The organism is Candidatus Competibacteraceae bacterium (genome assembly GCA_016699715.1).
GTDB lineage: Bacteria > Pseudomonadota > Gammaproteobacteria > Competibacterales > Competibacteraceae > Competibacter.
Window position 1 is genome coordinate 3404264 of record CP065007.1, and the last position, 13498, is coordinate 3417761.

The 13498-nt window shown below is 55.9% G+C and carries 10 protein-coding genes, 2 tRNA genes and 2 pseudogenes; 4 read left to right on the plus strand and 10 right to left on the minus strand.

Features of this window, described 5'->3' with window-relative positions:
* Nucleotides 1–16: 16 nt before the first annotated feature.
* Nucleotides 17–232: pseudogene (locus tag IPM89_15375) on the minus strand (haloacid dehalogenase-like hydrolase).
* A gap of 177 nt (nucleotides 233–409) precedes the next feature.
* On the opposite strand from IPM89_15375, the gene IPM89_15380 reads away from it, so the two are divergent.
* Together IPM89_15380 and IPM89_15385 are read left to right on the plus strand one after the other, a co-directional pair.
* The gene (locus IPM89_15380) at nucleotides 410–1516 is read left to right on the plus strand and encodes an IS4 family transposase (GenBank protein ID QQS54168.1); all 1107 of its coding nucleotides are present in this window, start codon (nucleotides 410–412) and stop codon (nucleotides 1514–1516) included.
* A gap of 121 nt (nucleotides 1517–1637) precedes the next feature.
* Nucleotides 1638–3290 carry a transposase gene (locus IPM89_15385; protein QQS55968.1) on the plus strand — a complete coding sequence of 551 codons (1653 nt, stop codon included), beginning with the start codon at nucleotides 1638–1640 and terminating at the stop codon, nucleotides 3288–3290.
* Between the two features lie 114 nt (nucleotides 3291–3404).
* Here the strand turns inward: IPM89_15385 and IPM89_15390 are convergent, their stop codons facing one another.
* Nucleotides 3405–4691: an IS66 family transposase gene (locus IPM89_15390; protein ID QQS55969.1), complete on the minus strand. Its 1287-nt coding sequence runs from the start codon at nucleotides 4689–4691 to the stop codon at nucleotides 3405–3407.
* Nucleotides 4692–5014: 323 nt separating this feature from the next.
* Nucleotides 5015–5566, minus strand: a complete 552-nt coding sequence (locus IPM89_15395) for a hypothetical protein (protein ID QQS54169.1) — start codon at nucleotides 5564–5566, stop codon at nucleotides 5015–5017.
* Nucleotides 5567–5760: 194 nt separating this feature from the next.
* On the opposite strand from IPM89_15395, the gene IPM89_15400 reads away from it, so the two are divergent.
* The gene (locus IPM89_15400; protein ID QQS55970.1) at nucleotides 5761–6315 is read left to right on the plus strand and encodes an IS630 family transposase; all 555 of its coding nucleotides are present in this window, start codon (nucleotides 5761–5763) and stop codon (nucleotides 6313–6315) included.
* Nucleotides 6316–6505: 190 nt separating this feature from the next.
* On the opposite strand, the gene IPM89_15405 is transcribed toward IPM89_15400, so the two are convergent.
* Nucleotides 6506–7612, minus strand: coding sequence for an IS4 family transposase (locus IPM89_15405; protein QQS54170.1), 1107 nt, complete (start codon nucleotides 7610–7612; stop codon nucleotides 6506–6508).
* Nucleotides 7613–7962: 350 nt separating this feature from the next.
* Between IPM89_15405 and IPM89_15410 the strand changes: the two are divergent.
* Nucleotides 7963–8112: pseudogene (locus IPM89_15410) on the plus strand (PIN domain nuclease).
* 243 nt (nucleotides 8113–8355) lie between these two features.
* On the opposite strand, the gene IPM89_15415 reads toward IPM89_15410, so the two are convergent.
* The 6 genes from IPM89_15415 to atpD form a co-directional block, all read right to left on the minus strand.
* A tRNA-Glu gene (locus tag IPM89_15415) sits at nucleotides 8356–8431 on the minus strand.
* Nucleotides 8432–8471: 40 nt separating this feature from the next.
* Nucleotides 8472–8547: transfer RNA gene (locus IPM89_15420), tRNA-Ala, on the minus strand.
* Between the two features lie 43 nt (nucleotides 8548–8590).
* Entirely contained in the window at nucleotides 8591–9988 is a 1398-nt protein-coding gene (gene gltX, locus IPM89_15425) for a glutamate--tRNA ligase (protein ID QQS54171.1), read from the minus strand.
* Nucleotides 9989–10031: 43 nt separating this feature from the next.
* Nucleotides 10032–11408, minus strand: coding sequence for a bifunctional UDP-N-acetylglucosamine diphosphorylase/glucosamine-1-phosphate N-acetyltransferase GlmU (gene glmU, locus IPM89_15430; protein QQS54172.1), 1377 nt, complete (start codon nucleotides 11406–11408; stop codon nucleotides 10032–10034).
* Between the two features lie 178 nt (nucleotides 11409–11586).
* On the minus strand, nucleotides 11587–12015 hold the full coding sequence (locus IPM89_15435; protein QQS54173.1) for a F0F1 ATP synthase subunit epsilon: 429 nt from the start codon (nucleotides 12013–12015) through the stop codon (nucleotides 11587–11589).
* 75 nt (nucleotides 12016–12090) lie between these two features.
* Entirely contained in the window at nucleotides 12091–13467 is a 1377-nt protein-coding gene (atpD, locus tag IPM89_15440; GenBank protein ID QQS54174.1) for a F0F1 ATP synthase subunit beta, read from the minus strand.
* Nucleotides 13468–13498: the final 31 nt, after the last annotated feature.

The following is a 13498-nucleotide window of genomic DNA, read 5'->3' on the forward strand; positions in this document are numbered from 1 at the left end:
GTCCTCCTCTCCGGCGCTACTCCTCGAACACAAAGATCTTCCTCCAGTCATTCTTCATGCTGATCACCGTCCAGCCCTGCTTCTTTGCCTCGTCATACAGTTTCTGGGTGAAGGCGCCGACCTTGGTGTCGGGTAGCCCCTGGGCCGGCCCGTAGGCGTACTCGCGCGTCGCATCGTCGTGCAGCACCAGCATCGACAGCCGCGCGCCATCGCCGGCCTTCGTGTATTCCACATTGTACAGGACAAAAATAACTTGCTGAAAATTAAGATAAAAAATAACAGCTATTTTGAGGGTAGTAGGATCGCGAGGTTGCTGTTATCATAACTAATTGATTGATAACATTAATTCTAAAACAGGCGAGGTTAATTCCGTGAATTCCCCTTTTTTAATACCCGGCACTTTGCAGAAATGCTTCATCATCATTTTCACTGGAACCGAGCGCGTATCTCTTGCATCGTCTATTTAATTATCGGAATCATCCAGATGGGAACGGTCAATCTCGCAAAGATTGCTGTCACCTTTCCTGGGCGTGCGCAACCGGCCTCTCATTACAAACGCCTTCAACGACTTTTTTGTCAATTTTCTCTAGATCTGAATCAAGTCGCCCGGTTCATTGCCAGTCTCATTCCTGTGCTTCAGTTCAAATTGACACTCGATAGAACCAATTGGAAATATGGTGATGTCAATATCAATTACCTTGTTTTAGGAGTCGTCTATCGCGGATCTGCTTTTCCTATACTATGGGTTGCTTTAGATAAAAAAGGCAACTCAAATACCCAAGAAAGAATAGCATTAATGAATCGATTCCTTACGATTTTCGGCCCGCAAATGATCGCCTGCTTGTTTGCGGATCGCGAGTTTATTGGGATTCAATGGTTTGGTTATCTTATTGAAAATCAAATTAAATTCGTAATACGCATCAAAAAGAATACGCAAATCTCTAACTCCCGAGGGGTCCCCGTCTCCGCCGAAAATCTTTTTCGAGGCCTACCCCGTGGCAGCGCTCTGGTTTTATCGGGCCAACGAACCGTGTGGGGGCACTCTCTTTATGTGATTGGTCTGAAAATGGCCAACGGTGAATTCGTTATTCTCGCAACGCAAGAACAACCGGAAACCGCGTTGGAAAATTATAAGGAACGCTGGCCGATCGAAACGCTTTTCATTTGCTTAAAAACTCGGGGATTCGATCTGGAATCCACCCATATAACTGACCCCCAGCGACTTGAAAAGTGGATGGCTTTTCTCGCTATTGCATTTAGTTGGGCGCATATTATTGGTGAATGGCGCCATGAAATTAAACCGATCAAGATCAAAAAACATGGCCGTCCCACCCAAAGTCTTTTTCGCTATGGATTAGATTATTTGAGAAGTTGTTTATTTCATCACCAAGAATCCGCCCGGCAATACGCTTTTCATCAGGCACTGGAGTCGCTCTTTAAACGGTTGGGATCGAGCCCTCAAAATCGCTGTTTTCTACCTCTAACCAATACGCCACCCGGCAGAATTTTAACGTAAATTCATTTGGTTAGATGATTTTGTCGTAACTTCTCAATAAGTCATGGCGGCCTTGGCTGACGATATTCAGTTAGAGTACCCCATCGAGTCTCCCATCCTCACCCTGGAATCACCCCCCGGCATGCCGACTCCCCCGATCCAACTCCCCGACCTCCCCGACGCGGAACGGACCCCGCTGGTCGAGCAGTTGTTGGCATTGATCGAAGCGATGGCCGAGACCATCCATCGTCAAGCAGAGACGATTCAGCAGTTGCGCGATGAGATTGCGGTGCTCAAGGGCGAGAAGCCGAAGCCGACGTTCAAGCCGAGCGGGATGGAGAAGCAAACCGATCCCAACGTGACGGACGGCCGTGACGGTGACGGTGACGGTGACGGTGACGGGGAATCGAAGGGCAAACGGCCGGGTTCGGCGAAGCGGCACAAGACCCAGGACTTGATCATCCACGAGGAGTGTCCGATTCCGCCCCGCGACGTGCCGGCGGGCGCCCGCTTTAAAGGGTATCGGGATTTTGTGGTGCAGGATCTGAAGATCGAGCCGCACAATACCCGCTATCGGCTGGAAGTTTGGCGGACCCCCGACGGCGAGTATCTATACGGCGAGCTGCCGCCGGCGCTGCAAGACGGGCATTTTGGTCCGGGGTTACGTGCCTACGTGCTCTATCAGCACCATCAGTGTCATGTCACCCAGCCGCTGTTGCGCGAACAACTGCTGGAATGGGGCATCGACCTCTCCGCGGGGCAGATCGATGCCCTGCTGAGCGGGCACAACGAGCCGTTCTTTGCCGAAAAGGATCGGCTGCTTGCGGTGGGTCTAGCGGTGAGTTCCTTTATCTCGGTCGATGATTCGGGGGCTCGCCATCAAGGCCGCAACGGCTACGTCACGCAGATTGGCAATGATTTCTTTGCCTGGTTCTCCAGCACCGAGAGCAAGAGCCGGATCAATTTTCTGCAACTTCTACAAGCGGGCACACCGGTCTATCGGCTCAATGACGAGGCGTTGGCGTATTGGCGCGAGCAGGGGTTACCCCAGGCGCTCTGCCAAAACCTGATGGCGCATCCCACGGTGGAGGGGGTCACCACCGCAGCCTGGGAGCAACAGCTCGACGACTGGGGCCTGGTCACCGAACGGCATCGCCGCATCGCCACCGAAGGGGCCCTGGTGGGCGGGCTGTTCGCGAAAGGACTCTCGCACGACTTGGTGATCGTGAGCGACGGTGCCGGGCAGTTCGCCATTCTGCTGCATGCCTTGTGTTGGGTGCATGCTGAACGCCTGATTCACAAACTCATCCCGCTCGATGAGAACCATCGCCAGGACCAGGAACGGGTGCGCGACGAACTCTGGACGCTCTACGCCGACCTCAAGGCGTACCAGCGCGACCCCGATCCAGCGGCGATGGACGCCCTGCGCGCGCGCTTCGAGGCCCTCTTCACTCAGAAGACCTCCTTTGCGACCCTCAATAACACGCTCAAGCGTCTGTATACCCATCAGTCCGAGTTGCTCCTGGTGCTCTTGCGCCCCGACGTCCCGCTGCATACCAATGGCAGCGAGAACGACATCCGGGGGTTTGTGAAATGGCGCAAGGTCAGCGGCGGAACGCGCAGTGACTTGGGGCGACGCTGCCGCGACACCTTTGCCAGCTTGAAAAAGACCTGCCGGAAACTCGGGATCTCGTTCTGGGACTACCTGAACGACCGGATCGGGCAGGTTGGTGCGATCCCCCCTTTGCCAGAGATCGTTCGAGAACGGGCGGCGGCGGCAGAGGCCGTGCCGTGAGTTATTGAGAAGTTACATTTTGTCCTGTACAATGTGTGTACTCGAAGTCGTTGAGAAGAAAAAAACCGGCGAAGGTTTTCAAGTGTTACCTCGACGGTAGCCGTTCTCCCCCCTCTACCGGGGCAAGGGGGCGAGAGGCAGTCCGGCGCGGCGGTCGGCGATGGCGCGTTCGAGAGTGCGCCAAGGGGAGTGGCCGCGCTGGCGGCAGGTATCGATGACGCTGGCGAGCAGAGCGAAGACCCGCGAACCCACCGGGGTGCGGGTACCGTGACTGATCTTGCGCGCGATCACCCAATGGCGTAGTGCCCGCTCTGCTACATTGTTGGTCAGTGGCAGTTCGGGATGACTCAGCACCTGGAAGATGGCTTCCCAGTCGTTGAGCAACTCCACCGCCAAGGCGTGGGTTTTGGCGTGGGCGTGACCCTGGCGCCGTTCGCAGGCCGCGCGCAACGCGGCCAGTACCATCATGTGTTGGGTCGGCGGCGCGACCGGCGGCGGACCTTCGCGGGCCGCGTAGACCGCCGCCATCAGCGCCTCCAAGGTCTCCAGCACGAACCGGCCAAAGACACGGGCCTCGCGGTCGCCACTCTCGGCCAAGCCCCGCGCCTTGCGAATCAGGTGTGCCCAACAGCGTAACCGGCGCGGGTGGTTGCGGTAGGCCATCCAGCCATCGCTCATCAGCCAGCCGCTAAAGCCGTCCAGCACGTTCTCGACCCGCTCCTTGCCGCGCCCGGCCACGTAGTACAGGGTCGCGGTCGCCGCGACAAACACCCACAGCCACAGCGGCCGGCCGTGTTCGGGCCAGGAGGTTTCGTCGGCGTGCAGCAGATGGCTGTCCAGAACCGCCTGGACGAGTTCGTCTTCCGCCGGCGCCACGGCCGCGCCGGCTTCGTGGAGCGTCCGATGGATCGTGCCGGTACTGAGCTTCAGGCCCAGCCACTCGTCCAGGAATTCGCGAATCCGCGCCCGCGACAGCCGGAACCGGAAAGCCAGTGCCACGATCAGCGCCGCCAACCCCGGCCCCACCAGCCGCCATTCGCTGAGTTCAATCCCCGCCAGCAGTGGGTCCACCACGCCCTGGCCGGCCACCGCCCGGGTCCGATGGCCACAGGCGCAGGGGGCTTCGTCATAGCGATGGTCCACGACCCACAGCGTCAACCCCGGCCGCGCCGGATCGCCCCAGTGCAGGTCGACCGCCTGAAACCCGGTGTAGGCCACCGCACCCACTGGGTCCAGCGGCCGGCCACAACCGGCGCAGGTGTCGGGGTAATGGGCCTGTTCGGCATTCGCCTGGAACACCTGAGTCCGGCCGATCCCCGGCGCCCCCGGCTGCTTACCCGGTTTACGGGCGGGTTTCGCGTCCGCCGGTTTCGCCTCGGCCGACGGCGGTTCCGCCGGCACCGGTTTCGCGTCCGCCGGTGCCGACTCGGGTCCCTCGTCCGCCGCATCGGCGGCATCCGATTCCGGCCCGTCACCCGGTCGGTCCCACGGCGCCCGACTGCTCGGCGGCCGCGAACTGTTGTCCGGTCCCTGATTCAACCGGTCCAGCGCCTCCTTCAAATCGTCCAGCAGCTTGCCCGACAGCGCACGCACCTCGGCCTCCCCAGCGAATCCAGGTAGGCGTGGTCTAATTGGCGCAGGCTATGTGGGCTGAGGTGCATGGTGGTTGATCGTGGGGCTGGACTCTAGTTTTCCATACCTACTCCCCGAGGGGAAGTTAGCCATTACCGGGAGGGGTGTGAAGAGTTACGCGTATTCTTTTTGATGCGTATTACGAATTTAATTTGATTTTCAATAAGATAACCAAACCATTGAATCCCAATAAACTCGCGATCCGCAAACAAGCAGGCGATCATTTGCGGGCCGAAAATCGTAAGGAATCGATTCATTAATGCTATTCTTTCTTGGGTATTTGAGTTGCCTTTTTTATCTAAAGCAACCCATAGTATAGGAAAAGCAGATCCGCGATAGACGACTCCTAAAACAAGGTAATTGATATTGACATCACCATATTTCCAATTGGTTCTATCGAGTGTCAATTTGAACTGAAGCACAGGAATGAGACTGGCAATGAACCAGGCGACTTGATTCAGGTCTAGAGAAAATTGACAAAAAAGTCGTTGAAGGCGTTTGTAATGAGAGGCCGGTTGCGCACGCCCAGGAAAGGTGACAGCAATCTTTGCGAGATTGACCGTTCCCATCTGGATGATTCCGATAATTAAATAGACAATGCAAGAGATACGCGCTCGGTTCCAGTGAAAATGATGATGAAGCATTTCTGCAAAGTGCCGGGTATTAAAAAAGGGGAATTCACGGAATTAACCTCGCCTGTTTTAGAATTAATGTTATCAATCAATTAGTTATGATAACAGCAACCTCGCGATCCTACTACCCTCAAAATAGCTGTTATTTTTTATCTTAATTTTCAGCAAGTTATTTTTGTCCTGTACAATGACGACAACTTGAATTAATTGATATTCTTCAGCAAGTTGAAAATGAAGCGGTCCGGCCTTTACGGTATTGGTGCCAAGATGAAAGTCGCTTTGGATTAAAAACGATCACCCGGCGGGTCATCACCGCACTGGGGATTAAGCCAGTTGGTCCAGTTCAATGGACCTTTCAATCATTTTGGCTCTATGGTGCCATTGAGCCACTGAGTGGCGAAAACTTCTTTTTAGAATTTTCCCATTTAGATGCTGATTGCTTTCAGTGGTTTTTGAATGAATTTTCTAAAACTTATCCGCACAGCCTCAACGTAATTCAATTGGATAACGGTCGCTTTCATTCTGCCAAAAAACTCGTAATCCCCGATAATGTCGTCTTATTATTCCAACCGCTTTACAGTCCCGATGTGAACCCCATTGAGCGTGTTTGGCAATCAATGAAAGATCAATTGTGTTGGATCAATTTAAAAACCCTAGATGAACTACGTAAAAAAGTGGATGAACTCATTCAATCGCTTCTCCCAAGCGAAGTGGTTTCTTTGACCAGTTTTGATTTTATCTTATCCGCACTAAAGCAGTAAAATTTATTAGTAATCGGTATAAGGTCAAATTCTTTCTGAGAGAGTCCAGTACAGGCTCTAAATTGTCTTTCATTGCGGACTGTCATCAATTTAAATTTTCGCATGGCGGTTCTCCTAATAATTCTATCCTCATTGAACAAAATGGGGGCTAATTTCATTGTACAGGACAAAATCATCTAACCAAATGAATTTACGTTAAAATTCTGCCGGGTGGCGTATTGGTTAGAGGTAGAAAACAGCGATTTTGAGGGCTCGATCCCAACCGTTTAAAGAGCGACTCCAGTGCCTGATGAAAAGCGTATTGCCGGGCGGATTCTTGGTGATGAAATAAACAACTTCTCAAATAATCTAATCCATAGCGAAAAAGACTTTGGGTGGGACGGCCATGTTTTTTGATCTTGATCGGTTTAATTTCATGGCGCCATTCACCAATAATATGCGCCCAACTAAATGCAATAGCGAGAAAAGCCATCCATTTTTCAAGTCGCTGGGGGTCAGTTATATGGGTGGATTCCAGATCGAATCCCCGAGTTTTTAAGCAAATGAAAAGCGTTTCGATCGGCCAGCGTTCCTTATAATTTTCCAACGCGGTTTCCGGTTGTTCTTGCGTTGCGAGAATAACGAATTCACCGTTGGCCATTTTCAGACCAATCACATAAAGAGAGTGCCCCCACACGGTTCGTTGGCCCGATAAAACCAGAGCGCTGCCACGGGGTAGGCCTCGAAAAAGATTTTCGGCGGAGACGGGGACCCCTCGGGAGTTAGAGATTTGCGTATTCTTTTTGATGCGTATTACGAATTTAATTTGATTTTCAATAAGATAACCAAACCATTGAATCCCAATAAACTCGCGATCCGCAAACAAGCAGGCGATCATTTGCGGGCCGAAAATCGTAAGGAATCGATTCATTAATGCTATTCTTTCTTGGGTATTTGAGTTGCCTTTTTTATCTAAAGCAACCCATAGTATAGGAAAAGCAGATCCGCGATAGACGACTCCTAAAACAAGGTAATTGATATTGACATCACCATATTTCCAATTGGTTCTATCGAGTGTCAATTTGAACTGAAGCACAGGAATGAGACTGGCAATGAACCGGGCGACTTGATTCAGGTCTAGAGAAAATTGACAAAAAAGTCGTTGAAGGCGTTTGTAATGAGAGGCCGGTTGCGCACGCCCAGGAAAGGTGACAGCAATCTTTGCGAGATTGACCGTTCCCATCTGGATGATTCCGATAATTAAATAGACAATGCAAGAGATACGCGCTCGGTTCCAGTGAAAATGATGATGAAGCATTTCTGCAAAGTGCCGGGTATTAAAAAAGGGGAATTCACGGAATTAACCTCGCCTGTTTTAGAATTAATGTTATCAATCAATTAGTTATGATAACAGCAACCTCGCGATCCTACTACCCTCAAAATAGCTGTTATTTTTTATCTTAATTTTCAGCAAGTTATTTTTGTCCTGTACAATGGGCTAATTTAAAAAAATTAACTCTAACTTATTGATTAAATAAAATAATTTTTTATAACTAAATCGTAACAGGTTGAAAATATTAAAGATAACTATTTGGGGACTTCTCTATTCTATGATCACTAATCACTCTATTAAAAAATAGCTCTAAATAACAGAGAGAGGGAATTGCCGAGCATGCGGTGGCGGTCGAACAACTCGCCCCCCATCACCAGGATCCCTTTGACCGCCTTCTGGTGGCGCAGGCACTGACCGAACCCATGCGCTTGCTCACTCATGATGAGCGGGTCGCATCCTACAGCGATGCCATTATCCTGGTCTGATCGCAGCGTGCTACTGGCTGGGCAAAACCGAACTGGAGAGAACTACACGACGACTGGAGGGGGTGGGGATAGGCGCGAAGTTGTGTGTCTAATGGGGGCGACGGACCACAACGATCTGGATCAAACGGATCGGCGCAACAGCAAGAATGCCGGTTTGAAGTCAACAACAGCGGGGCGAATCGGCAAACGCATTCCAGATTGACACCAGACCCGAACGGGCTGAATGATGACCACTGGATAATTTGGCGTCCCCAAGGGGATTCGAACCCCTGTTACCGCCGTGAAAGGGCGGTGTCCTCGGCCTCTAGACGATGGGGACAGAGAGAAAAATGCCGCCGATAAAAGGTAACGGATAATGATGGTGGAGCCAGGCGGGATCGAACCGCCGACCTCCTGCATGCCATGCAGGCGCTCTCCCAGCTGAGCTATGGCCCCAATCGGCTAAGGTCGCGAACTTTAAAGCACTTCCCCTATTCTGTCAACCCTCGATAAACGCCTGTGCCCGCGCGATTCGAGCCAGGGTCCGGTGCCGACCCAACAGCTCCAGTGTCACGTCGATCGGCGGCGAAACCGCCGCGCCCGACACCGCCACCCGCAACGGCTGCGCCACCTTGCCCAGCGCCAATCCGCCCGCCTCGGCCACCGCCTTCACCGCCTCGTGGATCGATCCGGCCCGCCACTCCGACAGCGCCGCCAACGCCTCGTGCAAGCACCGCAATGGCTCCCCGGCAGCGGCGGTCAAATGCTTGCCTGCCGCCTTGGCGTCATACTGCTCGAACTCCCGGTAAAGAAAAATCGCGGCCTGGGCCATGTCGTGCAGCGTATCGGAACGCTCGGCGAACGCCTGGACCACATCCGCCAGTTGCGGCCCCTCACTGGGATCGATGCCCAACTGGCCCAGATGCCAGCTTAAATGGCGGGCAACATGGATCGGGTCCAAGGTCTTCAGATAATGCTTGTTAAGCCAGATCAATTTGGAAGGGTTGATCGCCGAAGGCGCCTTGTTGCAGCCATCGAGATCGAAAAATTCGATCATCTCGTCCAGTGAGAAAATTTCCTGATCACCGTGCGACCAGCCCAGCCGCACCAGATAGTTCAGCACCGCTTCCGGCAGATAGCCCATGTCGCGGTACTCCATCACGCTGGCGGCACCGTGGCGCTTGGACAGCTTCTGGCCATCCGGCCCGAGAATCATCGGTACGTGACCGTACCGCGGCGGCGATGCGCCCAGGGCTTTGAGGATGTTGATTTGCCGGGGCGAGTTATTGATATGGTCGTCGCCGCGAATGACATGGGTGATACCCATGTCCATATCGTCCACCACCACGCAGAAGTTATAGGTGGGCGTACCGTCGGCGCGGGCGATGATCAGATCGTCGAGCTCGACGTTCTGGAACACGATGTTGCCGCGAATCAGATCCTCGACCACCACCTCGCCGTCAACAGGATTCTTGAAGCGCACCACCGGCTCCACGCCCTCGCGCGGCGACCCCTGATAATCACGGTGACGGCCGTCATAACGCGGTTTGACCTTGTGCGCCATCTGCTCGGCGCGCAAAGCATCCAACTCTTCCCGGGTGCAATAACAGTAGTAGGCTTTGCCTTCGCGCAGCAATTGCCGCAACACCTCCCGGTAGCGGTCGAAACGCTGGGTCTGGTAAAACGGCCCCTCGTCGTAATCCAGCCCCAACCAGTTCATGCCCTCCAGAATGGCGTTCACCGCCTCCGGGGTCGAGCGTTCCAGATCGGTATCCTCGATGCGCAGCACAAAGGGGCCGCCATGCCGGCGGGCGTACAACCAGGAAAACAGGGCGGTGCGAGCACCGCCGATGTGCAAATAGCCGGTGGGGCTGGGAGCAAAGCGAGTCTTAACCATGGCGGCTTGTCCAGGGTGCGAAATCGAAGGGAAAAGGGGCGATCTAGCTCTTTTTCGGCTTAACCGGCCGCTGCCAGTGGGCCACATCCTTGCGCGGGGCACGAGTCAGACACAGGCTACCGTCCGGTACGTCGCGGCTGACCGAGGAACCCGCGCCCACGGTGGCGCCCTGGCCGATCCGCACCGGCGCCACCAGCGAACTGTTGGAACCGATGAACGCGTCGTCGCCGATCAGGGTTTTGTGCTTGTTGGCCCCATCGTAGTTGCAGGTAATGGTGCCCGCACCGACATTAACCCGTGTGCCGATCTCGGCATCGCCCAGATAGCTCAGGTGGTTGACCTTGGAACCCAGACCGATGCGGGTCTTTTTGGTTTCGACGAAATTACCGATATGCACGCCCGCCGCCAGTTGGGTCTCGGGCCGCAGCCGGGCGAAAGGTCCGATCTGGGCCCCGGCACCCACTTCCGCGCCTTCGATCCGGCAATGCGACAAGATTTCGACATCGTCGCCGATAACCGTATCCCGCAGCAGGCAAAACGGCCCGATCCGAACCCGGTCGCCCAGACGCACCGTTCCCTCGAACACCACATTGGCGTCGATTACCACATCCCGACCGGTGCTGACCGTACCGCGCACGTCCACGCGCGCCGGGTCCAGCAGGGTCGCGCCACCGCGCATTAAAGCCTCGGCCTGCCGCGCCTGATAGCAACGCTCCAACTGCGCCAGTTGCTGGCGATCGTTGACCCCCTGCACCTCCGCCGGATCGGCCACCGTGAACGGCTCGACCGACACACCGTCGCGCACTGCCAAGGCCACCACATCGGTCAGATAATACTCGCCCTGGGCGTTATCGTTGCCCAGCCCGGTGACCCATCCGCGCAGCTTCGCCGCGGGCGCCGCCAGAATCCCGGTGTTGACCTCGCGTAGATCGCGCTCCGCCGGAGTCGCGTCTTTTTCCTCGACGATACGTTGTACCTGCCCCGCATCGTCGCGAACGATACGGCCATAACCCGCTGGATCGGTCAACTCGACCGTCAGTAGCGCCAACCGGCCGCGCCGGGCCGCTTCCACCAACGGCCGCAAGGTCTCGGCGCGGGTCAGAGGGACATCGCCGTACAGCACCAGCACCACATCAGCCTCGGCCAGCAGCGGCAAGGCTTGCGCCATCGCGTGCCCCGTGCCCAGTTGCTCGGCTTGCTCGACCCAGAGCACTCCCTCCTCGTCCGCGCAAGCGGTCTTGACGGCCTCGCCACCATGGCCGTACACCACGATCCGGGTAGCCGCCTCCAAGCCACTCGCCGTGGCCAACACATGGCCCAGCAACGGCTTGCCGCCTACCGCGTGCAACACCTTGGGTAAATCCGAAACCATGCGCTTGCCCTTGCCGGCGGCAAGGATCACGACCGAAAGCTGCTGCATGACGGGTAGACCTCTCATCAACGGGTTGCCGGCTATTGTAGCGAACGTCGTCCCTAAGATCGCCAGTTCCGGCCACCGCGCCGGTGGCGGAACCGCTCGTTGGTGGATGAAAAATAAAAAAGGCCGTGACAACGTCACGGCCCAGGGGGGTCGAACTTATTGTTGTTGTTAACCGGAATTAACCTGATTTGCGCTGCCTGCGCATCTTCGCGATGGTCTGCAACTGAGCGATCGCCTCGGCCAGTTCGACCTTAGCCCTGGCGAACTCGAACTCGCTCCGGCTATCGGCGATCACCTGCTCGGCGCGCTGCTTGGCGGACTGCGCGGCAACCTCATCCAGATCCCTGGCCCGTTCGGCCGTGTCGGACAGGATAGTTACCACATGGGGCTGGACTTCCAGCAATCCCCCCGATACGTAGAACAACTGCTCCTCACCGCCCAGCAGCCGAACCCGAACCTGACCAGGCTTCAACCGGGTCAGCAACTGGCTATGGCGCGGCAGGATGCCCAGTTCACCCAATTCACCCGGCGCGGTCACCATCTCGACGGCTCCGGAGAACAATTCCTTCTCCGCGCTGACGATATCGACGTGCAGTGTCATGGCCATGGTGCGTCCTCTTGTCGGTTGCGAATGGAGCACGGCGGTTCCGGAGACGATACGCCGCTCCGGGCCGCAACTCCATTACAGCTTGTTGGCCTTTTCCACGGCTTCGTCAATCGAGCCGACCATGTAAAACGCTTGCTCGGGCAAGTGATCATACTCGCCGGCCACGATGCCCTTGAACGCCGCAATGGTGTCCTTGAGCGCAACGTATTTGCCGGGCGAACCGGTGAACACTTCGGCCACGAAGAACGGCTGCGACAGGAAACGCTGAATCTTGCGCGCGCGCGCCACCACCAGCCGATCTTCCTCGGACAACTCGTCCATGCCCAGAATGGCGATGATATCCTTCAGTTCCTTGTAGCGCTGCAGCGTGCTCTGTACCGCGCGAGCGGTATCGTAGTGGTCTTGCCCCACTACCAGCGGATCCAACTGCCGGGAGGTGGAATCCAGCGGATCCACGGCCGGATAGATGCCCAGTTCGGAAATCTGGCGGGATAGCACCACCGTGGCGTCCAAGTGAGCAAAGGTGGTGGCCGGCGACGGGTCGGTCAGGTCGTCGGCGGGCACGTACACCGCCTGGATGGACGTGATGGACCCGGTCTTGGTCGAGGTGATGCGCTCCTGCAACACCCCCATTTCCTCGGCCAGGGTCGGCTGATAACCCACCGCGGAGGGCATGCGGCCCAGCAGCGCGGAACACTCGGTACCGGCCAGGGTATAACGGTAGATGTTATCCACGAACAACAGTACGTCGCGGCCTTCGTCACGGAAGTTCTCGGCGATGCTCAGACCGGTCAGGGCCACGCGCAACCGGTTGCCCGGCGGCTCGTTCATCTGACCATAGACCAGAGCCACCTTGTCCAGCACGTTCGAATCCTTCATCTCATGATAAAAGTCGTTGCCTTCGCGGGTCCGTTCGCCCACGCCGGCAAACACCGAATACCCCGAGTGCTCGATGGCGATATTGCGGATCAGCTCCATCATGTTGACGGTCTTGCCCACGCCGGCGCCACCGAACAGACCCACCTTGCCGCCCTTGGCGAACGGGCAGAGCAGGTCGATGACCTTGATGCCGGTTTCCAGCAGTTCGGTCGCGCCCGACTGATCTTCATAGCTGGGCGCCGGCTGATGGATGGCGCGGTAAGTATCGGTCTCGACCGGCCCTTTATGGTCGATCGGTATCCCCAGCACGTTCATGATCCGGCCCAGAGTGGGCGTACCCACGGGCACCGAAATCGGTGCCCCGGTGTTGGAGACGACCATGTTGCGCTTCAGCCCTTCGGACGCCCCCATGGCGATGGTGCGGACCACGCCGTCGCCCAACTGCTGCTGCACTTCCAGGATCAGCCCGTTTTCATCGAGACGCAGCGCGTCGTAGATTTTGGGCACCGACCCGCGGGGGAACTCGACGTCCACCACCGCGCCGATGATTTGCACAACATTGCCAGAACTCATGCTTTGGGTTCCTCTTATAACTTGTTTCACC

What these genes read in the sequence shown, in the direction of transcription:
- IPM89_15380 (QQS54168.1), top strand. Translation starts at nt 410, where the DNA reads ATGCTTCATCATCATTTTCACTGGAACCGAGCGCGTATCTCTTGCATC.
- IPM89_15385 (QQS55968.1), top strand. Translation starts at nt 1,638, where the DNA reads ATGCCGACTCCCCCGATCCAACTCCCCGACCTCCCCGACGCGGAACGG.
- IPM89_15395 (QQS54169.1), bottom strand. Translation starts at nt 5,566, where the DNA reads ATGCTTCATCATCATTTTCACTGGAACCGAGCGCGTATCTCTTGCATT.
- IPM89_15405 (QQS54170.1), bottom strand. Translation starts at nt 7,612, where the DNA reads ATGCTTCATCATCATTTTCACTGGAACCGAGCGCGTATCTCTTGCATT.
- gltX (QQS54171.1), bottom strand. Translation starts at nt 9,988, where the DNA reads ATGGTTAAGACTCGCTTTGCTCCCAGCCCCACCGGCTATTTGCACATC.
- glmU (QQS54172.1), bottom strand. Translation starts at nt 11,408, where the DNA reads ATGCAGCAGCTTTCGGTCGTGATCCTTGCCGCCGGCAAGGGCAAGCGC.
- IPM89_15435 (QQS54173.1), bottom strand. Translation starts at nt 12,015, where the DNA reads ATGGCCATGACACTGCACGTCGATATCGTCAGCGCGGAGAAGGAATTG.
- atpD (QQS54174.1), bottom strand. Translation starts at nt 13,467, where the DNA reads ATGAGTTCTGGCAATGTTGTGCAAATCATCGGCGCGGTGGTGGACGTC.